We start from the raw sequence: 21,821 nt of genomic DNA, 5'->3' as shown, positions 1-21,821 counted from the left end.
AACTTTACCCCCCGGCGGGCAGGCTGTCAAAGACTAGGTGAAGGGAGGCTCATCATGTGGTAAAGACAGCGGAGGCTTCCCGCGAAGGACCGTCGAGCAACCCCGTAAAACCCGAAGCAAGTCCAAAAAGCCGCCCAGCTCCAGATAAGACAGTTGCCGAAGAGGGCGGCGGAGCAGGCTCCATCCATGAAGAGCGACTTCAGCTCCTCATGCGCTTCACCTTGATGATCTCGGTCCTGAACGGTTCCGTGTTCAACCTGGTGCTGCCCGAGATCGCGCGCCAGTATCGGCTCCCGTCCTCCCAGGTCAGTTGGGTGGCCGGCAGCTACATGCTGGTCTACGCCGTCGGCTCGGTCGTCTACGGCAAGCTGGCCGACCGCTACCGGCTGAAGGGGCTTCTCACCTTCGGCCTGATCTTCTTCGCCGCCGGCTCCTCGCTCGGCGCGGCGGGCCCGGTCGCAGCCGCGCTCATCGCCGGAACCGCCGGCTGGCGCTACCTCTTCCTGCTCGCCAGCCTAGCGCTCCTCGCGCTGCCGTTCCTCCGGCGGCTGCTCGCCCACGAGCCGCCGCTGCACGGCTCGCAGATGGACTGGGCCGGCGCCGCTCTTCTCACCGGCGCGGCCACGTGCCTGCTGCTCGCGGTCACGCGCTCCGGCTGGCTGCTCGCCGCCGCCGGGCTCGTCCTGGCCGGGCTGTTCATCCGGCGCATCCGCACAGCGGAAGCGCCCTTCATCCAGCCCGCCCTCTTCGCGAGCCGCAGCTATTCGCTCGGGCTCGCCATCGCCTTCGCTGCGAACAGCATCGGCTTCTCGCTGCCCTACCTCATGCCGCAGCTGCTCGCCCGTGTGAACGGGCTGTCCTCCGCCCGCGTGGGCTGGGTCATGCTGCCGGGGGCGCTCGCCTCCGTGCTGCTCGGCAGAAGAGGCGGCCGTTTCGCCGACAAGCGCGGCAACGCCGCCCTCATGCGGCTCGCGGCGGCGCTGCAGGCGGCATGCTGCCTGCTCTTGTCCACCTTCGCCGGAGCCTCGCCGCTCTGGACGGGGGCGATCTATGTCGGGGGCTACCTCGGCCAGACGCTGATGCTCGTCGCCCTCTCCGGAACGGTGGCCGCGGAGCTCGGGCCGGAGCAGGCCGGAGTCGGCATGGGCCTCTTTTCCATGCTGAACTTCATCTCCTCGGCCGCCACCGCCACGCTGCTCGGCAAGCTTCTCGACCTCCATCCCACCCGCGCGCTCAATCCGCTCCAGCAGCACCGGGCGGCTTATGGGTTCAGTAATATTTTCGCCGGGGAGCTCGTCCTGATCGCGGTCATCGTAGGGGCTTACCTGTTCTTGCCGAAGCGGCGCGCCTCATGATCGGGCACTTGGCCCCAGGCATTAGCGGATCAGCAGAACGATTCCAAACAAGACGCCTAAGATCAGGAGGCAGCCCACGTTCCATTGAGAGAATTTCCATAGATAGTCCCGCTTCATATGCGGATATTCTTGAGCGAACAGCTTGAAGGCAATCACGCTTGCCAGAGATGCGACGGGTGTGCCAAGCCCGCCGATGTTTGCGCCGTAGAACAACGCCTCACGGTATGCCGTGAACGGGGCAAGCAGGATGGTGCTCGGCACATTGCTGATGAATTGGCTCAGGAGCAGCGAGGACGCAAAGGTTTTGATCGGCGTATCCGTAAGAGCAGTCAGGTGATTCTGAATGATGGCGAGGGATGACAAGTTGCCGATCGCTATGAAAATGCAGACAAAGGTGAGCAATAACCGATAGTCGACTTTTACAAGCAACCGCCTGTTGAGCAGCAGCGTAACCGCCAGGACAAGGGGAAACGTAAGGAGATACGACATCACCCCGAAGACGCTTAACACCGCGAAAACCGATAGCAAAGCGAAAAGGGCGAGCTTCTTTTTTTCAACGACCCGTGCCGTATGCATGGAGAATTGGATTTGGTTCGGCTGAATGAGGAAGCTTAGGATCAGGAGGATCCCCAAGCTTACGGCGGCCAGTGGCAAGGATGAGGCAAAGAAAGTGGTTGTGCTCAGCTCGGCATACGAAAAGAGATATAAGTTCTGAGGGTTTCCGATCGGGGTGGCACTGCTCCCCAGATTCGCGGAGAGGGTCACCAGGACAACGGGCAGCACCAGGCGATAATTGCTCTTGCGCGCAATCGCGATCATGAGGGGGATGATGGTTAAGAGGGCGACATCGTTCGTTAAAAACATAGCAAAGAAAAAGGAGATCAGGCACAGGGTCTGCGTTAAGACTCGTTCATTCTTGCAGCTATTCAAAATGGTCACCGCGATGGACGAAAGCAGCGAGTACTCCTCGAACGCCTTCACGATCACCATCAACTCAAACAGGCAGAAAATGACCTTGAAATCGATCGATTCCCAGCTGGGTGCGTGGAACAGCGAGGTGACAACCGCCGCCAGGAAGGAAAGGAGGAAAAACACATCCTTACCGAAGAAATCCTTGATTCGGTTCGCCCATTCAGCAGCTGGCGAGCTTCCGACTTTTCGTCCGTTATAGGCAGGATCTGCCTGGTGCAGGATCGTTTTTAGGGGGGTCAAGTCTTTTGTCTCGCCCGGCATGTGGCATCTCCTCTTGGTCCGCGTCAAATGGAATCGATTCGTGTTGATGGTACTGGGCTTCTTGGAATCTGTCAATAAGGCGGCCCCCATCTGGCGTTCGTCTGTTCCCCTTCCGGAAAATAACGGTTTTCTCGCGCCGCTCGTTCTGGTATTCTTACAAGGTCCGGCGCTTTGCGACCGGTCCGCGGTTCGAGACCATCCCGCGTCAACAAAACTAGGGAGGAAAGGATTTATGTTCAACTTTTTCTGGGGGCTCTTGTTCGTAGCCGTCAACTTTGGCTTGTTCCTGCTCTGCTACCGCTTGTTCGGCAAGACGGGACTGTATGCCTGGATCGGCTTCGCCACGGTGCTCGCCAACATTCAGGTGGCCAAAACCATCCCCATGCTGGGCCTCGTCATGACGCTTGGCAACACCATCTACACCACGATTTACATGTGCACCGACCTGCTCAACGAGAAATACGGGTCGAAGGATGCGAAGAAGGCGGTTTGGTTCGGCTTTTTCAGCCTGCTCGCCTCGACGATCATGATGCAGATGGCGCTCGTCTTTCATCCGAGCGCGGAGGATTTCGCTCAAGGGCCGCTCACGACGATCTTCGGCTTCCTGCCCCGCGTCGCCGCAGGCAGCTTGGTCGCGTACTTCTGCAGCCAGTTCCTCGACGTGCGAATCTACAGTAAGCTGAAGAAGCATTTCTCCAAGTACAACCAGCTGTGGATTCGAACCAACGGCAGCACGGTGTTCAGCCAGATGGTCGACTCGCTGATCTTCTGCACTATCGCATTCGCCGGGGAGTATTCGCTCGGGGTCTGGGCGCAGATTCTGCTGACCACCTACCTGTTCAAGTTCGTCATCTCCGTAGCTTCCACGCCGGTGATGTACATCGCCCGCAGCTTCAAGTTTCCGGAGGCGGACACGTCGAAGGGCGTCAACCCGAACTGAGGGATCGCCATCTAAGCGGTAGCCGTCATAGCCCTCCATACCACCATCACAAGATTCGGCAGCTCTGTTCGCAGGGCTGCCTCTTTCATTTTATTGGAACGTTTTTCGTAGGAACGTTTTTTGTAGAGAAGTTTTTTTGTGGAAAAGGGAACCTTTCGCTCGTCTATGACAATATCAGGATGAATGGCCATTCAGAAAGGAGCAACAAGCAGTTGGAGCATGCAGAGTTGGAATCCCTTGTGCGGCAGCACGGCAAGGCCGTCTACGGCTTTTGCCTCCGCTTGGCCCCGACCATCGCCGATGCGGAGGATCTCTACCAAGAAACATTCCTGAAGGCGGTCGAGCGGTGCGAGAGGCTCGATGACAGCCGCAATCCGAAGGCGCTTCTGTTCTCCATCGCCGTCGGGCTGCATCGAAACCGGCGCCGCAAAGCTGCCTGGAGGCAGCGGATTGCCCCGACCGGCGAGCTTCTGGAGGATGCCGTACGTCCAGAGTCTCGTGAGCAGCCTTCTGGAACCGCATCACCGGAGGACATCCTGCTCTCCCGGGAACGGGAGGAAGGAATCCGGACCGCCGCGCGCAAGCTCGATGATCGGCTCCAGATTCCCCTCTACCTGCACTACGCAGCAGATATGTCCATTGACGATATCGCAGCGGCCCTGAAAGTTCCCGCCGGGACGGTCAAGAGCCGGCTGCACAAAGCGCGCAAGCGGATCAAACTCATGCTGGAGGCGGATGACCATGAATGAAGAACAAGACCAGTGGGAACGCGCCCTTAAGCAAGCATTCAGAACCTCGGCGGAACCGCCCGACGAACTGAACCGGCGCGTCATCGACCTAATGAAGGAGAGAGAAGCCATGAAGACGATTCGTCCAAGAAAACGGGTTGCGGTGCTCCTTGCGGCCGCCATCACCCTTGCCTTATCGGCTACCGCCATCGCCGCTACCCATCTGCTTGATTCGAAGCAGGTGGTCGAGCAGATGGGCAACCCGACCCTCGCCGCCGCTTTTGCCGGCAAGGATGCCATCAAGCTGGACCAATCCGCCGAATCCGGCGGCTACACCTTTACCCTGCACGGCATCGTCTCCGGGAAAAGCTTAAGCGACTTCGCCCACAAGAACGATGGAAACGTCATCTCCGAGCGAACCTATGCGGTCGTCTCCATCGCCCGAGCCGACGGCAAGCCGATGCCCTCCACCCGGGACGAGGAATATGGGACAACGCCTTTCTTCGTCTCGCCTCTTATTAAGGGAGTGAAGCCTTGGCAGGTGAACATCGCATCCATGAAAGGCGGGTACTCGGAGCTCGTCGTAGACGGAATCCAGTATCGGCTGATTGAATGCGACGATGTGGAAAAGTTCGCGGATCGCGGCTTGTACCTCGCGGTGAGCACCGGCAGCTTCTACGATATCCACTCGTTTACTTACGATGAAGCTACCGGAGCCATCGCGTTGAATCCGGACTTTGAAGGGGCTCATGCGCTGTTCTCCCTGCCGATCGATTCAGCCAAGGCCGACCCGGCCAAAGCCGCGGCCTATCTGGATGAGCTGCTGAACCCCAAGAAAGCGGAGGAAACCGCCGTAGCTCCGAAAGCCGGGCAAGAGCCTTGGCGCGAGGATCTCGCCAAAGGTACAGTAGTGCCGGCCTCCAAGCGAATCCTCAAGGAAGGCAAGGACGGCATGCTGCAGTACGACTACCCGGGTCACTCGCTCTCCGTCTTGGAAAGCTCGTTGTTTACGGACGGACAAACCGGCGAATCTGCCGCCATGAGCTTGAGCGGAAGCGAGGAGGACGGCAACTACGAAGCCATTCGATTCTCCCGCGACGAGAAAGGCGTCGTCACCGCCTGGATCATCAAGTTCCACAGCGAGCACTCAATCGCACCGGAGGAATAGACCCCGCAATGAACAGGCGGACACATGCTCCAAGCGCCTTCGATCCGGCTGGATGCAATAAAACGATCAATCGATTTAATGAACTCGGTATTCGTATGAAGGGGCGCTCGTTTCGGGCGCCCTTTTTGCATACTTATCGCCTGGACACCCTCATTTGACGGCTTCCTCCTCTCTAGCTTGCCAGCCAGGCTTCCTCCTCCCTATAATGAGAAGAACTGCACTGCCGTTGTTCCTACTCTTCTATCCAAAGGCTGGCGATCTTTCTTGAATACCCTTCTCGAAATTCACACTTCCACGAGCACGGAAGAACTTTTGAAGTTCAATCGGTTCCATTTGTTCCGCAAAAACAGGCTGTTTTTCGTCATTCTCGCTGTCATCTGGCTGGCGCTCGCCGCGTATTCCTTTTACCTTGGCGTCTACTGGCTGGGTGCCCTTCTCATTCTCTGGGGGCTTCTTATGCCTGTAAGATCTCGCGCACGCGCAGCCCGCTCCGTCAAGCGTCATGCCAAAACCAACAAGCAGCTGAATCAACCGGATGAAGTCCGCTACCGGCTGGACCCGGAACGAATCACCGTCGAAACGGTCTCGGCGGACCGAACAAGCTCGACGGAATTGAAGTGGAGCGCGATCTACCGCGTCTACGAGACAACCGATAGCTATTACATCTACATCAGCAACATCCAGGCCCTCATCCTTCCGAAAAAGGACATCGTCTCCGGCTCCGCAAGAGAGCTAAGCCAGTGGATGCGCGATTCACTCGGGAAAGCTTACAAGGTTGTTTAGCCTGTCCGTACTCACTCCCTCTACTATAGCTATAGCGGGCTTGGCTCTTCGGTTCCCTTCACGGGTTCCTCGTCCTTGGACCGGTTCTATCCTTCGAATCCGGCCTCCCTTTATCCACAAAAGCGACCGTTCCCCGGCAGAGCTCCGGGAAGCGGTCGCTTATTCGTTATGTGCTTGATCTCGAAATATGCTTTTATTTGAGGAAGAAGCACGATCTTCTGCTTGTCAGTAAAAATACTTCTGACAGCGGAGAAACGCATCTTTACTACCATCCATGTGGATGGTATTATATCCGCATACAATCCACATGGATGATGGAGGGAATGCATATGGAAGGTTTGGATCATGAGAAAACAACTACTGAGAAGATCACCATTAATATTAACGTTGTGGATTTAGGCTTCGTTGATCTCTTGGTGAGCGAGGGGTTTTATTCCAATCGAACGGATTTTATCAAGACATCGATTCGAAATCAGTTGCAGGTACACTCGGATTTTACGAATCGAATGGTGAACAACCCTTTAGAAAAAACGGAAAAATTCGTAGGGATCATTCATATCGGACGAGATTTTATTACCAATCTGAAAGCTTCTAACAAGTTGGTTTCTTATGACGTAATCGGTATGTTAATCATCGCTAACGATATTCCTTTGGAGGAAATATCCCAAGTCATCAAAACCATTCGAGTGTTCGGAGTATGCAAATGTTCGGCAGACGTGAGAAAGTATTATCACCTCTAGGAGGTTATGCGCGATTTTCGAGCAGGAGCCGATAAAACCTTAATGAATTTGTCCAATCCTCTCGGCATCGACCTATCATGGACCTGCTCGAAAATCCAGATTTACCCTCATTCCTCTTTCCTCGTCACGACAGCCGTCCGATCGTCACTTCCCAGCGGGGATCGCTCTTCCCCCATTGTTGCTGAACTGGCTCTGGTACAGGTCATAGTAGAAGCTTCGCTTCTCGATCAGTTCACGGTGCGATCCTTCTTCGACCAGCTTGCCCTCGTCAAGCACGAGGATGCGGTCGGCATTCTGGATCGTGCCGAGCCGATGGGCGATGACGACGCTGGTCCGCCCCTCCATGAGCCGGTTCAACGCCTCTTGAATGCGCACCTCCGTCACCGTGTCGATGCTGCTCGTCGCCTCATCCAGAATGAGGAGCGCCGGATCGGCAAGAATCGCCCGGGCGATGGACAGAAGCTGCTTCTGCCCCTGGCTGATGCCGCTGCCGTCATGGCTCAGCATGGTGTCGTAGCCCTTGGGCAGCCGGGCGATGAAGGAATGAGCATTCGCAAGCTGAGCCGCCGCCTCCACCTCCTCGTCCGTCGCCGCAAGCCTTCCGTAGCGGATGTTTTCCCGCACCGTGCCTTGAAACAGAAACGCGTCCTGCAGCACGAAGCCCATGCTCCTGCGCAGGCTCTTGCGTTTAATCGAGCGTGTGTCGCGCCCGTCGATGAAGATGCTGCCTGCGCTCGGGTCATAGAAGCGCGACAGCAGCTGGACGATCGTCGTCTTGCCCGCTCCGGTCGGGCCGACGAGTGCGACCGTCTCGCCGGGACGCGCATGGAAGGAGATCTCCGAGAGGGTCGTACGGTTCGCCTCATAGGAGAAGGATACGTCCGAGAAGCGGATTTCGCCGCGCATGCCCGAGAGCTCTGCAGCTTCCCGCTCATCCTCTTCCTCCTCCGGCTCCTCCAGCACCTCGAAGACCCGCTCCGCTCCGGCTACCGCCGAGAGGAAGGTGTTGAATTGGTTGGCCAAGTCGTTGAGCGGCCGGGTGAACTGGCGGGCATATTCCGCGAAGGTCAGAATGACCCCGACCGAGATCGCTCCCTTGAGCGCAAGCAAACCGCCCACTCCCGCGATCAGGGCGAAGCTGGCGTTGTTCAGCACGTTCATCAGCTTGGGAATGAAGCCCGAATACGTCTGCGCATAATAGGCGGCCTCGCGAAGCCGCTCGTTCTTGACGGCGAACTCCTCCAGCACCCTGCCCTCGCGTGCGAATGTCTTCACGATACGTTGTCCGGACAACGTCTCCTCGACGAAGCCGTTCAGGTCGCCGATGCTCTTCTGCTGCTCCTTGAACAGCGGTCCGGTCCGCGAGGTGATCCACTTCATCCCGAGGAACATGGCAGGGACGATGGTCAGCGTAACGAGTGTCAGAAGCGGGCTCAGCCAAAGCATGAGGACGAGCATGCCGATGAAGGTCAGCACGCTCGACAGAATTTGAATAAACGATGTCCCGAGCGTCTGACTGACATTATCGATGTCGTTGGTGAGGCGGCTCATCATTTCCCCGTGCCGCCGCTTGGCGAAGTAGGAAATCGGCAGTTGGTGCAGCTTCGCGAACAGATCGCGCCGCAGCGTGAAGACGGTCTTTTGCGAGATGCCGATCATCCAATAGCTCTGCAGCCAGCCGGATACGAGCTGGATGACGTAGACGCCGAGCAGCGCGATCAGAAGATGGATGAGGACGGTCTTGCTCTTCCCGTCGGCAAAATGATCCACGGTCCGCCCGAGCAGATAAGGAGCGAACAGTCCCGCCGCCGAATTCACCAGCACGAGCAGCAGAATGAGCAGCAGCAGCTTGCGGTGCACGGCGAGGTAAGCCCAAATTTTGCGCAGGGCGGCGGCGCTGTCGGCGGGACGCGCCTTCTTGCCGCCGGGTCCCCTCTGCTCACCGCGCATCCCACCCGCGGCTCTATTCATGGCGCTCATGTCCCGCCGCCTCCTTTACCCCGAATTGCGATTCCACGATCTTTCGGTACAGCGTGGATGTGTCCAACAAGGATTCGTGATCTCCCTCGGCGATAAGCCGCCCGTCCTCTAGAATGAGAATCCGGTCCGCTTCCATCGCCGTGCTGATCTTCTGCGTGATAAGCAGCGTCGTGCAGCGGTATTTTCCGAGCGCAGCGAGCAGCCGGGCTTCCGTCTTCAAGTCGAGCGCGCTCGTGCTGTCATCGAGGAGCAGAAGCCTCGGCTTACGAATCAATGCCCGAGCGATGGATAGCCGCTGCTTCTGGCCGCCCGACAGGTTCACGCCGTTCTGTCCGAGCATCGTCTCGTATTGATCCGGCAGGCGCATGATCGTCTCGTGAATTTGGGCATCCTGCGCCGCAGCCGCCAGCTCCTCCGCCGTCGCCTCTTCCTTGCCCCACAGCAGGTTCTCGCGGATCGTTCCCGAGAACAGCTGGATCTCCTGCGGCACATAGCCGATTCCCGCAAGCAGCGTCTCGGCCGGAAGCTCGGCGGTATCCCGCCCGTCCAGGAGGATACGCCCCGTCTTCGGTCGATAAAGACGGGGAATCAGCTGCATGAGCGTCGTCTTGCCGGAGCCGGTCGCCCCGAGAACGGCCACCATCTGTCCCGGCTCCGCCACGAACGAAATCCCTTCAAGCGCTGGCTCCGCCATGCCCGGATAAGCGAAAGAAACCTGCTCAAAGGTAACGCTCGCCGCGCGAAGAGCCGCGGCAGAAGGTCCAGACTCCCCATCAAGGGCCTCCTCCGGCCCCTCTCCATCGCCTGATTCCCGTCGTTCCCCTGCTGCCATTCGGTTCGTTTGATCCGCAGCCCCTTTTCCAGCCGATGTGCTCTCCTCTGGCAACACCAGCACCTCGCCGATTCTTCCCCAGGACGCTCGCGCCCGGGACACGCTCGACAAGATCCATGACAGCATGCCGAAAGCGCCCGTAATCCGGGTCGCATAATTGACCACCGCGACGATATCGCCGACATTGGCGCGGGACGCCTCCACCTCGCGGCTCCCGAACCAGAGGATGAACAGGATGCACAGGTTCATCACGAACAGGAGCACCGGGATCGTCAGCTCCATCCAGCGGCTCGCCGAGATCGTCTTCTCCATCAGCTCGCCGCTCGCGCTCGTGAATCGGTCCACCTCATGCCGCGACCGGACGAGCGCCCGAATCCAGCGCATCCCCGTCAAGCTCTCGCGCATCACCCCGTTGGTACGGTCGAGCCGCTCCTGCACGCTGCGGAAGAGTCCGAAGCCTTTGCGGATCACATGGATCATCGCCAGAATGAGGAGCGGCGTGACCAGAATGAGCGCAAACGATACGCGAAACTGAAGCGTGAGCGCGAGTGTCAGCCCGCCGATCATCATGAGCGGCGCCCGCAGCATGACGCGCAAGCCCATGAAGACGATATTCTGCACCTGCGAGACGTCGCTCGTAATGCGCGTAATGAGGGTAGAGGCGGGAAAACGGCCGAAGTCCGCATACGACGTCTTTTCCAACCGTTCGAACAAAGCTCCCCGCAAATCTGCGCCTACTCCCTGGCTGACCCGAGAAGCATAAAACGAATTGATGATGCCCGCTGCGAATCCGACAAGCGAAATGGCGAGCATAATCCCCCCGTATCGCAGCACTTCTGTCATGTCTTGGGGAATGACTCCCTTATTGATGATGTAGCGCATCAGCAGGGGATGCCACAGCTCCACGGCGAGCTCCGTCAGCATCAACACGATGGCGATAATCGCCGTCTTACGGTAAGGCTTCACAAACGACAGCAGCGTACGCAAACCTCCATAACCTCCACTCTTCTCGCGCGTTCAGCCGATACCCGCCGAACGATTCAAGTCCAACCATCCGAAATTCCGTTTGATCACGCGCGTTAGATTCCCTTATAAGTTCCGGTATTCTCCAGTTGGGAGCTATTATAACACAGGGCTGCCGCGCCTGAACCCCAATCCAGCGAAAACGCCATTGACTCGACCGCAGGACACCCTCGAAAACGGTGAAGTAGAAAGAAGAAAAATCGGCTAAAGCCATTCTGACCCTGGCGAGCGTTCTGCTTCGCCATTATCCTAAAAGGCAGGAGAACACGAAAGGTGGAACTGATCTTGCCTTCATACCTGTAATGGTTAAGCAACCGAATAGCGCCTATTCCGTGCGGATGAAATATCCCTATACGGGAGAAGTGCGCCTATTTTAACCATTACAGGGAACGCTGGATCGAACCGTTAGTCATCTTCCACGCGGAGCATCCCCCTAGGGGTACTCCGTTTTTTGTTTGGGAGAAATTCATTTCTCCTTCTTAATGGATACCTAGCGTTCCTCTAACCATTGGAGGAAACTACCCTATGCTAACCAGCGGGATATACCTTTGTGAAATCATCGCTGAAGAAACCCCAAGAGTCTTGACACACTGCCGACGCTGCAAAAAGACAACCGAGTTCTACTGCAGCGAGAAATTCCGCATGAACGCCCAGCAAAAGCACTTGGATGTCTGGCTGATCTACCGCTGCTCCCACTGCGACAGCACCTGGAATTACGAGATCCTCTCCCGGGTGCATGCCCGCCTGATCGACAAGGAGCTTCACCGGAAATTTGAAGACAATGACCGAGAAACGGCTTGGCGCTATGCTTTTCAAACCGAGCAGCTCCGCAAAGGATCGAGCGGCGTAAACACCGCAATTCCCTATCAGCTCGTGGTAGAACGGATGGAGGAGTGCGAAGGAAGCCTCACCCTCCTCTTGTCCACAAAATACCCCTTTGAATTGCGGCTCGATAAGGTGCTGTCCGAGCTGCTCGGGCTATCCCGGTCTAAGCTGGAGCGAATGGCCGAAGAGGGCCGAATCCGCTTCTCGCTTCCCGGGGCGACGTTGAGGAGCAAGCTTAAGGAAGATTTGCAGGTGACGGTATTGGCCGCTCCTTAACCGGATGTTCTCCGTTGCGTATCCGGCGCAAAATTAGTGATCCAGCCTTGATTACGCAACTTTTTCCATTTTGAAGCGTTTCATTTATATAACACTTGGCAGGGAGCTAGAATTTCCACATCCACATTTTCTTTCCCACTGTCCGGTTTCACCATCCCCCCTCTAGGAGGTCGAACCATGTTCATTTGGTTTCGAAGGTTTGCGTTCTGGTTTACACTGCTCGGTCTGGTGGTCTGTATCGCCGATCTCGCAGGCAGCGAGCTTGCAAATGCAGCGATTCACCTGAATCCCATCCTATCGGCGTTCTTAAGTGACCGGCCTTTTCCGGTCTGGCTCGTGAGTGCTCAGAACCCATTCTTGGATGGAAGCAGCGCCCTCTTTTCCTTTCGGCTCCCGGCTTATCTGATCTATTTCGGGTCGTTCGCTCTCGTCGGATGGTTCCTTGATTCTCTGGCCGGCATGTGGAGGCGCCTGCACTCAAGAACGGCATGACCCCCATCTTTTCTTTTCGGCATACCGGTAAATCAGCATATCAGTATACCAAAATACTAAAAAACCAGTACCGGCCCGGTACTGGTTTTCTCTATGTGACCTTGCCTATACAGGCCACCCGTTCTTAGAGCAGTCCGTTCTCGTATTCTTCAAACGTGTTCAACTGCCTATGGCACTTATTCGCCCATCAGGGTGAATCCGGGATCGCTCATCACCAGCTTGCCCTTCAGTCCCTTGCTCACGTAGACCTTTTGATCCTTCGTGATGAAGACGGCTTCAACGCCTTCCCTTGAATCGACGTAGGCAAGTCCTTTTTCAAGTCCAAGGGCAAACACCCAGTTGTCGAGTCCTTCCCCGACCATGGCCGACTGATCGGTGAGGATCGTGACGCTCGCCAGCTCATTCTGCACCGGAGCCCCGGTGGATGTGTCCATGATGTGGTGATAGCGAACGCCATTTTCAATAAAAAAGCGTTCATAGATGCCCGAAGCGACGATGGCCATCGGCCCTACCTTGACGGTGCCAACCGAGGTTCCGCGGGACTGGTCCGGGTTTTGAATGCCGATGTTCCAGTCGCTTCCGTCCGGCTTTTGGCCTACCGTGAGCAGATTGCCGCCCATGTCGATGATGGCGCTGTGGAAGCCCTGTGACTCCAGATATTCGGCGATGAGATCAGCGGCATAGCCCTTCCCGGTGCCGCCGATGTCAAGCGACATCCCCGGCTTGTTCAGCTTCACGGTCTGATTCGCCTCGTCCAAGGTTACCTCCTTGTAATTGACGAGAGCGAGCGATTTGGCGATATCGCTGTCCGCTGGCTTGTGCGCGCCTTCCTGGCCCACTCCCCATAAGGAAACGATGGGTCCGATTGTCAGGTCAAACACCCCGTTCGAGTCAATGGAATCTTGGAGAGCAGACTTGACGGCCTTGAACGCCTCGGGAGAAACCTTGACGGCTTCTTTTCCGGCCATTTGGTTGACCTTGTAGATTTCACTGTTCTTGTTTTCCCGGTTCAGCCATAGCTCGACGTTATCGAGGATGGTGCCGATATGCGCAAATTGGTCCTTTTGAATCTTCTCGTCATAGACCTTCACGGTAACGACCGTATCGAAGACATAATACGTCTCACTCACCGGAATCTTCGCCTGTCCCGCCGCCGGGCTTGCCGAGGGCGACTGCTTGGCGCAACCGCTGACGATGAGGCATACGAGGATTAAAATCATCACAGGCCATTTCCCGCGTAGTTGCTTACTCATGTGGAGCCTCCTGATGCTGACTCCGGCATCGCTCGCCGAATGCTGTCGCTTGCAGACCGGAGGCGAGCCGGGTATCATTTCTTTTTTCCTTCTTATTATGGTAGGATAAAAGCAAATGGTCAAATCCGATTTGTGACAAATGGTACAGGTGGGTCCCGCTTCGTTTCGTTGTCTGTGAGCGGAGGCGCACCCTTATTCTTATTGGAGTTGGTTTTATGCTGAAGCTGTTCAAAAAAGCTGATCTCATCCTGCTGGCCGCCGTCATCTTGATCGCCTCGGTCTTCATTCTCCCCCCGCTTCTGAAAAAGGATGCCGGCCTTGCCTCCGGAAAGCTATACGCGAAGATCACGGTTGACGGAAAGCCCTACAAAACGGTCGAGCTTGGAGCCGTGGAGCAGGAACTGGAGATCAACACGAAATATGGGTACAACCTGCTGAAGCTGCACGACAGCGGCATTCAGATGATTGACGCCGACTGTCCAGACAAGCTTTGTCTCACTTTCGGCAACGTAACGGCGGTCGGTCAGACCATCGTCTGCCTGCCGCATCGCTTGATGGTTGAGGTCGTCAGCGATACCGGTCAAGGAGGGGTAATCGATGGCGTTGCCTCCTGATCGCGAGGAACTGAAAAATGCGTCCATGATCGCCATTCTCGCCTCCGTTGCCGTCGTGCTCGGCATCGTCGAATCGTTCATCCCCTTTGCGATCGCCATACCGGGAGCCAAGCTTGGGCTCGGCAACATCATGGTGCTGACCTGCCTCTATTATTTCAAAGGGAGAGACGCCGTCTCTCTCATTATTTTGAAGACACTCTTAACTTCGTTCATCCTCGGCACGTTCTCGACGTTCCTGTTCAGCTTCTTCGGCTCGATGGCAAGCTTCCTCGTCATGTTCGTCCTGCTTCGGGTCAAGAAGGATTTCTTCAGCTTGGCGGCCATCAGCATCATGGGCGGCATCGCCCATAACCTGGGGCAGCTCGGTGCAGCGGCACTCGTGCTCGGCACCACCTCGATCTTCTACTACTTGCCGCTGCTCCTTGTCTCGGGTGTGGTGACCGGCTTCTTCATCGGCATCGCCGCGAACTTCCTCATCGGCTCCATCGACAAGCTGGGCCTCCTGCGCCCGGTGGGAGGTGTGCGATGAACCGGACCGAACGAGTGGAACAGCGGGAGATAACCAATCCTTCTGCAGCATTAGCAGCTTCAGAAGGATTAGAAGCTTCCGCATCGCCGGACGCCATGATCCTTGTGGAGGAAATCAGCTGCGCCCACGAGCCGGGCGGACCGAACTTCCTGCAGGGCATCTCCTTCTCGGTGCGCGCCGGGGAATGGATCAGCCTGGTCGGCGCGAACGGCTCGGGCAAATCAAGCCTCGTCAAACGGCTGAACGGCCTGCTCCCCGTGAGCGGCGGGCAGATCACCGTCGACGGAATCCGGCTTACCGATGCGACGCTTGGAGACGTGCGGGAACGCATCGGCATGGTGTTCGCCAACCCCGATAACCAGTTCGTCGGCCTAACCGTAGCCGACGACATCGTCTTCGGGTTGGAGAATCGCTGCATGAGCCGAGAGGAGATGACGGAGCGGCTGAACCGCTACGCCGGAAAGCTCGGCATCATGGATTACCTCGGCCGCCACCCGGCGGAGCTGTCCGGCGGACAGAAGCAGCGGGTGGCGCTCGCCGCCGTGCTCGCGATGGAGCCGAAGGTCGTCATCCTGGACGAAGCGACCTCCATGCTCGACGAGCAGGCGAAAACCGAGATTCTTGGCGTCATCCGTGAGATGCGAGAGGAGGGGGGGTATACCCTCCTCTCGGTCACTCACGATACGGACGAGATGCTCGCCACCGACCGGATGCTGGCGATTGCAGACGGGCATCTCATCGCCGATGGAACGCCGCGCGAGCTGCTGGCCGATCCCGCTCTGCTGGAGCGGCTGAGGCTGAAGCCGTCCTTCGCCATGGAGCTGAGCGGCGAGCTTGCGCGGCTCGGGCTGCCCATCGGCCCGCAATCGGACGAAAGTGAACTCATGGAGGCATTATGGCGCTTCAATTCGAGCAAGTAACCTATACGTACCGGAGCGGAAACCAGGAGCGGAGGACCGGCCTGGACGCGCTCGATCTCGTGCTGGAGGAAGGACGGTTCATCGCCGTGCTCGGAGCCTCCGGCTCGGGCAAATCGACCCTGCTCCAGCACTTCAACGGACTTCTGCTCCCCTCGGCCGGGAAGATTCGCATCCTGGACTTTCTCCTGGAGCCGGGGCTGTCCGGCAAAGGGATGAAGGAGCTGCGCAGACGGGTAGGGCTCGTCTTCCAGTTCCCGGAGCAGCAGCTCTTTGCCGAAACGGTCGAGCAGGACCTGATGTACGGCCCGCTCAACTTCGGCATGAAGGAGCCGGAAGCCCGGGAAGCCGCTCGCAGCGCGGCTCGAGCGCTTGGCCTCGACGACGAGCTCCTCGGCCGCAATCCCTTCCACCTGAGCGGCGGGCAGATGCGCAAGACGGCGATTGCCACCGTGCTTGCCGCCGATCCCGATGTGCTCGTCCTGGACGAGCCCGCCGCCACGCTGGATCAGGCCAGCCGCGAAGAGCTGCTCTCGCTGCTCGCGGACCTGTGCCAAAGCCGGGGGAAGACGGTCATCCTTGTCACACACCGGCTGGAGGAGGTGCTTCCCTTTGCCGAGGACTACGTCCTCCTGGACCAAGGGAAAGCCATCTTCCACGGCCCGCCAGAGGAACTTCTTGCCGACAGCGGACTCATGGAGCAGGCCGGGATCGTCACCCCGCCCGCCGTCCGCTTCCTGCGCGATTTCTCGGAGCGCTTCCAGGTTCCTTTTCCGGAAGGGCCTTATCCCGCCGACCATCTCGCCCGCTTCATTGAGCAGACGGTCCGTGAAAAAGCCTGAGCCCTCTGCAGGATCACTCCATTCTTATCTCGCAACCGAAAGGAACGTTCCGCATGGCCAACCGCATGATTATGGGCAAATACATCGAGACCGGGTCGGCGGTGCATCGGCTCGATCCTCGTGCCAAAACACTTGCTATGCTGCTGTTCATGGCAGCCGTCTTTCTCGTCCGCTCAACGGTCGACCTCGCTGTTCTTGCCGCCTTTTCCATTGGGGTGATGGCCGCTACCCGGATTCCTTTCATCACCTATGTGCGTACGCTGAAGCCGCTTATCTTTCTCATGGCGTTCATCTTCGTCTTTCACGTGTTGTTCGATACCGGCGGCTCCTGGTACGTCGATCTGGGACCGGTGAAGTTTTACTCCGGCGGCCTGCAAAAGGGGTTCATGTCCGTCGCGCGGATGGTGCTGTTCGTCGCCTTCACAGCGGTGCTTACCCTGACAACTCCCCCGCTTCTCCTGACGCAGGGGCTGGAGAGCCTGATGAAGCCGCTCTCGCTCTTCCGCATCTCCCCGCGCAAGGTGACGCTAATGCTGACAACTTCGCTGCGCTTCATCCCAACCGTATTTGAGGAAGCGAACAAAATCCTGCGCGCCCAAGCCTCGCGAGGGATGGACCTGGTTGACCAGAACGTGCTGCAGAAGGCAAAGCTGCTCATCTCGCTGCTCGTCCCGGTCACGGTTGGCGCAATACGCCGGGCGGCAGAGCTGGTCGATTCTATGGAAGCGCGCGGCTATCGGCTGCACGCCCCTCGTTCCCGCTTCCACAAGCTGACCTGGGGCTGGGGCGATACCCTCCTGATCGCGGCGACCGCCCTGCTCATCGTCATCACCCAGCTCGTCTGATTCGGCATTCTGACCTTTCGCATGCGCTATCGCACCAACACGATGATCACGCAAAAGAAACCCCGCCTTTTCCATAAGGAAAGCGGGGCTTCTTTGCTATTCGCAGGCATTGCCAAGCAGCGTCTCAAGCTTTTTGGCACGGACAGAAGTAATGAATCGTCCCTTCCTCCGCCTCGAAGGACAAATCCTTCGGATACACCTCCGCGCTCCAGCCTTTGGAATAATCGGGCTCGTACCCGTTTTCGATAATCCCGCCTACCGTGAGTTCATGAGCATGGCAGAAGACCTCTCCGTTCGCAAAGCTGCCGTTGATGTACCCGTCCCCCACCAGACAAGGGGCCAAGTCCCGGTAGTCGAAGCCCTCGGGAGCCTCGGACCCCGCTGGCAGGAGCATGCCCGCCAAATAAGTAAAGGTATTCGTTTCCGGGTCGTATTCCCCCATCCAGCCGACATAATAGTCGACTACCGGAGAACAGCGCTCTAACGTCTCAAACGCTTGTTCTTCAAAACACTTTGCCCATAAAGCTGGAACCGGATTGTCCGGGTTTTCTCCCGCTCCATTGATGACCTTCCTGCCGATCATGCGAACCGCCGGAAGGTCGAGAAACTCGATTTTCCCCAACATAGCCACCTTGCATCCACTCCGTTCTTTTCCCGGATTTTGCGCCTGAAAGGTCACTTTCTGAAAGAGGGTAAATACGGCGCTCTTGCTTCGAGCCTGGGATGGAGAAAATCCGTGGAACTCTTTAAACGCACGGGAAAACGCGGCATGAGAGTCATAGCCATATTTGAAGGCGAGGTCGAGGATCGCTCCCTCGCCCTGCTGCAGCTCAAAGGCGCTTAACGTCAACCTTCGGCGTCGAATGTATTCCGATAAGGTGATATCGGTGAGATACGAAAACAATCGCGAGAACTGATCCTTGGGACAGCAGGCAATCCTCGCGGCTTTCGCATAATCGATCTCCCCTGTCAGGTTCGCTTCCAAATAATCGATGACTGCGTTCATTCGTTCAAAGGCGTTCAAGCGGATATCCCCTCTCGCTCTTATGGTAGCATGGATTGCTAGATTTGCTTTGCATGGGACGATCAATTCAAGTAAACGGGTCCGTTACGTGATCGTGCTTCTCTACTCATTCCCCAGCGATCTCCGAATTCCTCTCCAAACCAATCAGACAGGAATTGGAAAAGGAACGCTCATTGAAAAAGACAGCAAACCGTCGCCATGACGTCTGCTGTCCTCTGTATTTTACCGATAATCGGTTACATCGAATTCCCGATCCTTGTAGTAATACTTCCGGTCTTCTTCGGTGATTTCTCGAATCGCCTTGCAGGGGCTTCCCACCGCGATTACGTGATCCGGAATGTCCTTGGTCACAATACTCCCCGCGCCGATTACGACATTGTTGCCAATGGTAACACCAGGGTTCAAGATGACGTTGCCGCCAACCCAGACGTTGTTCCCGATGGTGATGCCGATCCCATATTCATAGCCCGAATTGCGGGAGTCCGGGTGAATCGGATGACCGGCTGTATAGATCGATACATTCGGCGCAAACATGACATTGTCGCCGATGATCACCTTGCCTACGTCGAGAATGGTACAGTTGAAATTGGCGTAGAAGTTGTTCCCCACCTCGATGTTATAGCCGTAATCACAATGGAAGGGGGCCTCGATATGAACCTGCTCCCCGGTCTTGCCGAGAATACGGCGGATCAACTCGTTCCTCTTCTCATGATCATCCGGTTCAAGAAGGTTGTACTCCCGAATGTTCTGTTTATTGGCCATTCTCTCTTCACTCAAACCATCCAGCCAGGCTTTGTAAGGCAAGCCCGCCAGCATTCGTTCCTTTTGATTCATCCTCTAGTCCTTCCTTTCTCATGATCGATGCGCTCCACCAAAATCCGATTGACTCTCTCCGCACTCAGCAGCATCAGCGCTAGAAAGGCTAACACGACGTAGGGGAAAAAGGTCATGCTCGTCCGTGCGGCGAGAACTCCAAATAGGGGGGGAAGAAAGGTGCTGCCTACATAGGCCACCGCCATCTGAACTCCCATGAGCTTAGCAGAATTCGCTCGCCCAAACCGTGACGGGGTCTCGTGAAGCAGTCCCGGATAGATGGGAGCGAGTCCAAGTCCGATAAGCAGAATCCCAATGAGAGAAGCCGCAGCGGGAAGCGGAAGCAGCAGGAGAATCCCGCCAGCTATGGCGACCAGCTGCCCATACCGAATCAGCGACTTGTTGGGGATCTTGAAGGTCAGGAAACCGGTAATGAACCTGCCGAGGGTAATCCCTCCATAATACAGGGAGACCCATCCGGCTGCCGTCTCCGCTGCCACCTGCCGCGCGCCTACCAGATAGCTGGCTCCCCACAGCCCCAAGGTACTTTCCGCTCCGCAGTAGAGTAAGAAAGCCGCGAGAGAAGGCTTGACTCCTCGGAGCCGGAGGATATTCCCGTTCACTTGCCCGCTCGGCTCGATAAGCTCACCCGGAGATTCATTTGTCGAGCCGCTCCCTTCGCGGCTCGCCGCGACGCGGTTCCACAGAGGAAGGGTGACGAACAGCACGAAGACCAGCGCGAACTGAAGGATGGATACCGTGGCGTAACCGCCCCTCCAGGAATGGGGACCGGTTAGGGAAGCGGACATGAGGATCGGCCCCATCGTTGCACCGACTCCCCAAAAGCAATGCAGCCAATTCATATGATGAGCCTTATAATGCTCCGCTACATACTGATTCAATCCCGCATCGACAGCCCCCGCCCCGAGACCGAGAGGGATCGCCAGGAGCGCCAGCCAGACGAATGAAGGCGACTGAGAGAAGCCTAACAGCGCGCCTGCGGTCAAAATGCAGCTGATCAAGGTCACTCGACCCGTCCCCAATCGTCGAACGACAGCTCCGCTTGCCAAGCTGGATAGAATGGTCCCCCCCGATACGATCATGGACAAAATCCCGGCCGAGTCCAGTCGCGCGCCCAGATCGAGACGCATCACAGGCCAAGCAGACCCGAGCAAGGAGTCCGGGAGTCCCAGGCTGATAAATGCCAAGTAAATGACAACCAAAAACCAAGTAGCCACCTGTGCACCCTCTCCTGCATGATTTTCACAATGCAAGAAAATTTCAACTAGTACGCTGTCAACTCAAAAACTGTGGACTCCGCACCACTTCCCATACCGATGGACGCCGCTTCGTATCCACACGATTAAGGTTGACAGCGTACTAGTAGCTCTTCAATTCTTAAACCGTGGATAAAGTCGTTTTAGCTTGATGCGAGCGTCCTCGGTAGTAAACTGCCAATCGACTCCCTTTTGGGAAAGGTTGCGCGCCTGTTCCCAAGCAGACATTTCAATGGTCAAGTCGGCAATGGAGGGAATGCGACGTCCCAAACATTGACTCGTCAGAACACTGAGCTCGATCTCTGCCATATTGAGCCAACTGCCATGCTTGGGCGTGTAGTGAACCTCGATTCGCTTAGCTAAACGACGAGCGGTCTGCGGATCAAACGCTTGATAGAGTGAAGCGATCGCATGCGTATTGAGATTATCCATCACCAGCCGAATCTTCGGTGCGTCTTTGTAATGAACGTCCAGGAGTTCCCGGATTTGTTCCGCCCACTCGATTCGCGTGCGTTGCTCCCGAACGCTCACATGACGCCAACTGCCCAAGGGTTCCGTGAAAAGAAAGATACTGCAGGTGCCAACTCGGACATATTCACTATCCTGACGTTCAGGTTGGGCGGGCTTCATAGGGATGGGCTGTCTGGCTTCATCCAACAGTTGGTAGGGTTTCTCGTCCATGCAGATCACGGGGCAATCCGCATCATAGGGCAACCGATAGACATCCAACACATCCTCCATCGCAGCGACAAATGTGGCATTCTGCTCGGGGGGAATACACCAGCATTTATGAAGATGGGGTTTGAGCTCGTTTTTTTAACACTTGCCGGACAGTTTCGTAGGAGAGCCCCTCCACATACTGAAGTTCGACCGCTCGATTCGCCAGCAAGTGCAGGGTCCAGCGGCTTCGTCCCTCCGGGGGTGCACTGCAGCTTAGGGCGATGATCCTTGCCTCCACTTCTCCGGTTATTTTGGGAGCAACAGGGGGAGTCACCCGCTTTTTTCGCTTCACTGCTCCATCCAACCCTTGCTCGGTATACGCTTTACGAATGGCATAGACCGTATTGGGATGCACGCCTAACCGCTCGGCAATCTCCCGTTCTTTTAAGGCCCCGCCTTCACGATTCTTATCGGCCGCCAGCAGAATGTGTGCCCGGCGGATGGCACGAGCGCTTGCCTTTCCTTTCGATACCACCACGGTTAACTGGTTTCGCTCTTCTTCGGACAGTGATATCGGATAGCTTATCGGTCGCATCGTATTACCTCTTTTTGCCACTACTTTACCACAGATTGCATTTTCATACTATTAGAATTGAAGAGCTACTAGTACGC

General features: G+C 56.8%; 21 protein-coding genes. 13 read left to right on the top strand and 8 right to left on the bottom strand.

The window, feature by feature from the left end; all coding sequences use genetic code 11:
- Window positions 1–209 precede the first annotated feature (209 nt).
- On the top strand, window positions 210–1,355 hold the full coding sequence (locus BN2684_RS03845; RefSeq protein WP_082651761.1) for an MFS transporter: 1,146 nt from the start codon (window positions 210–212) through the stop codon (window positions 1,353–1,355).
- Window positions 1,356–1,376: 21 nt separating this feature from the next.
- On the opposite strand, the gene BN2684_RS03840 is transcribed toward BN2684_RS03845, so the two are convergent.
- Window positions 1,377–2,588 carry an SLC13 family permease gene (locus tag BN2684_RS03840; RefSeq protein ID WP_082651737.1) on the bottom strand — a complete coding sequence of 404 codons (1,212 nt, stop codon included), beginning with the start codon at window positions 2,586–2,588 and terminating at the stop codon, window positions 1,377–1,379.
- A gap of 232 nt (window positions 2,589–2,820) precedes the next feature.
- On the opposite strand from BN2684_RS03840, the gene BN2684_RS03835 reads away from it, so the two are divergent.
- From BN2684_RS03835 to BN2684_RS03815, 5 genes are all read left to right on the top strand, one after another.
- The gene (locus BN2684_RS03835; RefSeq protein WP_058300849.1) at window positions 2,821–3,528 is read left to right on the top strand and encodes a queuosine precursor transporter; all 708 of its coding nucleotides are present in this window, start codon (window positions 2,821–2,823) and stop codon (window positions 3,526–3,528) included.
- A gap of 212 nt (window positions 3,529–3,740) precedes the next feature.
- The gene (locus BN2684_RS03830) at window positions 3,741–4,277 is read left to right on the top strand and encodes an RNA polymerase sigma factor (RefSeq protein ID WP_082651736.1); all 537 of its coding nucleotides are present in this window, start codon (window positions 3,741–3,743) and stop codon (window positions 4,275–4,277) included.
- A complete protein-coding gene (locus BN2684_RS03825; RefSeq protein WP_058300847.1) occupies window positions 4,270–5,424 on the top strand; it encodes a hypothetical protein in 1,155 nt (384 codons plus the stop codon). Before BN2684_RS03830 ends, BN2684_RS03825 begins: the two co-directional genes overlap by 8 nt.
- Before the next feature lie 312 nt (window positions 5,425–5,736).
- Window positions 5,737–6,207 (top strand): YcxB family protein, encoded by a 471-nt coding sequence (locus BN2684_RS03820; RefSeq protein WP_148449874.1) that lies wholly within the window; start codon window positions 5,737–5,739, stop codon window positions 6,205–6,207.
- 329 nt (window positions 6,208–6,536) lie between these two features.
- Window positions 6,537–6,947, top strand: coding sequence for a hypothetical protein (locus BN2684_RS03815; RefSeq protein WP_082651735.1), 411 nt, complete (start codon window positions 6,537–6,539; stop codon window positions 6,945–6,947).
- Between the two features lie 144 nt (window positions 6,948–7,091).
- On the opposite strand, the gene BN2684_RS03810 is transcribed toward BN2684_RS03815, so the two are convergent.
- Window positions 7,092–8,918, bottom strand: coding sequence for an ABC transporter ATP-binding protein (locus BN2684_RS03810; RefSeq protein ID WP_234340164.1), 1,827 nt, complete (start codon window positions 8,916–8,918; stop codon window positions 7,092–7,094).
- The gene (locus BN2684_RS03805) at window positions 8,911–10,746 is read right to left on the bottom strand and encodes an ABC transporter ATP-binding protein (protein WP_058300843.1); all 1,836 of its coding nucleotides are present in this window, start codon (window positions 10,744–10,746) and stop codon (window positions 8,911–8,913) included. The genes BN2684_RS03810 and BN2684_RS03805 overlap by 8 nt, the downstream gene beginning before the upstream one ends.
- A 678-nt stretch (window positions 10,747–11,424) precedes the next feature.
- Here BN2684_RS03805 and BN2684_RS03800 point away from each other — a divergent pair.
- Window positions 11,425–11,883 carry a DUF1062 domain-containing protein gene (locus BN2684_RS03800; protein WP_234340148.1) on the top strand — a complete coding sequence of 153 codons (459 nt, stop codon included), beginning with the start codon at window positions 11,425–11,427 and terminating at the stop codon, window positions 11,881–11,883.
- A gap of 177 nt (window positions 11,884–12,060) precedes the next feature.
- Entirely contained in the window at window positions 12,061–12,375 is a 315-nt protein-coding gene (locus tag BN2684_RS03795; protein ID WP_058300841.1) for a hypothetical protein, read from the top strand.
- Window positions 12,376–12,551: 176 nt separating this feature from the next.
- Here the strand turns inward: BN2684_RS03795 and BN2684_RS03790 are convergent, their stop codons facing one another.
- Complete coding sequence (locus tag BN2684_RS03790; RefSeq protein WP_058300840.1) at window positions 12,552–13,628, bottom strand: FAD:protein FMN transferase; 1,077 nt, start codon at window positions 13,626–13,628, stop codon at window positions 12,552–12,554.
- Between the two features lie 215 nt (window positions 13,629–13,843).
- Between BN2684_RS03790 and BN2684_RS03785 the strand changes: the two genes are divergently transcribed.
- From BN2684_RS03785 to BN2684_RS03765, 5 genes are read left to right on the top strand one after another with little or no spacing between them, the layout of a single operon-like run.
- Window positions 13,844–14,242, top strand: coding sequence for a NusG domain II-containing protein (locus BN2684_RS03785; protein WP_058300839.1), 399 nt, complete (start codon window positions 13,844–13,846; stop codon window positions 14,240–14,242).
- A complete protein-coding gene (locus tag BN2684_RS03780; protein ID WP_058300838.1) occupies window positions 14,226–14,771 on the top strand; it encodes a Gx transporter family protein in 546 nt (181 codons plus the stop codon). Before BN2684_RS03785 ends, BN2684_RS03780 begins: the two co-directional genes overlap by 17 nt.
- Complete coding sequence (locus BN2684_RS03775) at window positions 14,768–15,691, top strand: ATP-binding cassette domain-containing protein (protein ID WP_234340147.1); 924 nt, start codon at window positions 14,768–14,770, stop codon at window positions 15,689–15,691. Before BN2684_RS03780 ends, BN2684_RS03775 begins: the two co-directional genes overlap by 4 nt.
- Entirely contained in the window at window positions 15,667–16,530 is an 864-nt protein-coding gene (locus BN2684_RS03770) for an ATP-binding cassette domain-containing protein (protein WP_058300837.1), read from the top strand. The genes BN2684_RS03775 and BN2684_RS03770 overlap by 25 nt, the downstream gene beginning before the upstream one ends.
- 53 nt (window positions 16,531–16,583) lie before the next feature.
- Window positions 16,584–17,375: an energy-coupling factor transporter transmembrane component T family protein gene (locus BN2684_RS03765; protein ID WP_058300836.1), complete on the top strand. Its 792-nt coding sequence runs from the start codon at window positions 16,584–16,586 to the stop codon at window positions 17,373–17,375.
- Between the two features lie 124 nt (window positions 17,376–17,499).
- Here BN2684_RS03765 and BN2684_RS03760 read toward each other — a convergent pair whose 3' ends face one another.
- The 4 genes from BN2684_RS03760 to BN2684_RS24150 form a co-directional block, all read right to left on the bottom strand.
- Window positions 17,500–18,399: an AraC family transcriptional regulator gene (locus BN2684_RS03760; RefSeq protein WP_058300835.1), complete on the bottom strand. Its 900-nt coding sequence runs from the start codon at window positions 18,397–18,399 to the stop codon at window positions 17,500–17,502.
- 222 nt (window positions 18,400–18,621) lie between these two features.
- Entirely contained in the window at window positions 18,622–19,233 is a 612-nt protein-coding gene (locus tag BN2684_RS03755; RefSeq protein ID WP_058300834.1) for a sugar O-acetyltransferase, read from the bottom strand.
- Window positions 19,230–20,450, bottom strand: a complete 1,221-nt coding sequence (locus BN2684_RS03750) for an MFS transporter (protein ID WP_058300833.1) — start codon at window positions 20,448–20,450, stop codon at window positions 19,230–19,232. The genes BN2684_RS03755 and BN2684_RS03750 overlap by 4 nt, the downstream gene beginning before the upstream one ends.
- 153 nt (window positions 20,451–20,603) lie before the next feature.
- Window positions 20,604–21,744 (bottom strand): IS630 family transposase gene (locus BN2684_RS24150; protein ID WP_234340146.1). Its coding sequence is split into 2 segments (ribosomal slippage): window positions 20,604–21,306 and window positions 21,305–21,744, totalling 1,143 coding nucleotides; the frame shifts between segments, so codons are not numbered across the junction.
- Window positions 21,745–21,821 lie beyond the last annotated feature (77 nt).

The sequence above is a fragment of the Gorillibacterium timonense genome, assembly GCF_001457415.1.
Classification (GTDB): Bacteria; Bacillota; Bacilli; order Paenibacillales; family NBRC-103111; genus Gorillibacterium; species Gorillibacterium timonense.
This window is presented reverse-complemented; position numbering and strand designations above follow the sequence as displayed.

Bases quoted from the DNA above. Each gene is read 5' to 3' on its own strand.
- BN2684_RS03845 (WP_082651761.1), top strand. From the start codon at position 210: ATGCGCTTCACCTTGATGATCTCGGTCCTGAACGGTTCCGTGTTCAAC.
- BN2684_RS03840 (WP_082651737.1), bottom strand. From the start codon at position 2,588: ATGCCGGGCGAGACAAAAGACTTGACCCCCCTAAAAACGATCCTGCAC.
- BN2684_RS03835 (WP_058300849.1), top strand. From the start codon at position 2,821: ATGTTCAACTTTTTCTGGGGGCTCTTGTTCGTAGCCGTCAACTTTGGC.
- BN2684_RS03825 (WP_058300847.1), top strand. From the start codon at position 4,270: ATGAATGAAGAACAAGACCAGTGGGAACGCGCCCTTAAGCAAGCATTC.
- BN2684_RS03815 (WP_082651735.1), top strand. From the start codon at position 6,537: ATGGAAGGTTTGGATCATGAGAAAACAACTACTGAGAAGATCACCATT.
- BN2684_RS03810 (WP_234340164.1), bottom strand. From the start codon at position 8,918: ATGAATAGAGCCGCGGGTGGGATGCGCGGTGAGCAGAGGGGACCCGGC.
- BN2684_RS03800 (WP_234340148.1), top strand. From the start codon at position 11,425: ATGAACGCCCAGCAAAAGCACTTGGATGTCTGGCTGATCTACCGCTGC.
- BN2684_RS03795 (WP_058300841.1), top strand. From the start codon at position 12,061: ATGTTCATTTGGTTTCGAAGGTTTGCGTTCTGGTTTACACTGCTCGGT.
- BN2684_RS03790 (WP_058300840.1), bottom strand. From the start codon at position 13,628: ATGAGTAAGCAACTACGCGGGAAATGGCCTGTGATGATTTTAATCCTC.
- BN2684_RS03785 (WP_058300839.1), top strand. From the start codon at position 13,844: ATGCTGAAGCTGTTCAAAAAAGCTGATCTCATCCTGCTGGCCGCCGTC.
- BN2684_RS03780 (WP_058300838.1), top strand. From the start codon at position 14,226: ATGGCGTTGCCTCCTGATCGCGAGGAACTGAAAAATGCGTCCATGATC.
- BN2684_RS03775 (WP_234340147.1), top strand. From the start codon at position 14,768: ATGAACCGGACCGAACGAGTGGAACAGCGGGAGATAACCAATCCTTCT.
- BN2684_RS03770 (WP_058300837.1), top strand. From the start codon at position 15,667: ATGGCGCTTCAATTCGAGCAAGTAACCTATACGTACCGGAGCGGAAAC.
- BN2684_RS03765 (WP_058300836.1), top strand. From the start codon at position 16,584: ATGGCCAACCGCATGATTATGGGCAAATACATCGAGACCGGGTCGGCG.
- BN2684_RS03755 (WP_058300834.1), bottom strand. From the start codon at position 19,233: ATGAATCAAAAGGAACGAATGCTGGCGGGCTTGCCTTACAAAGCCTGG.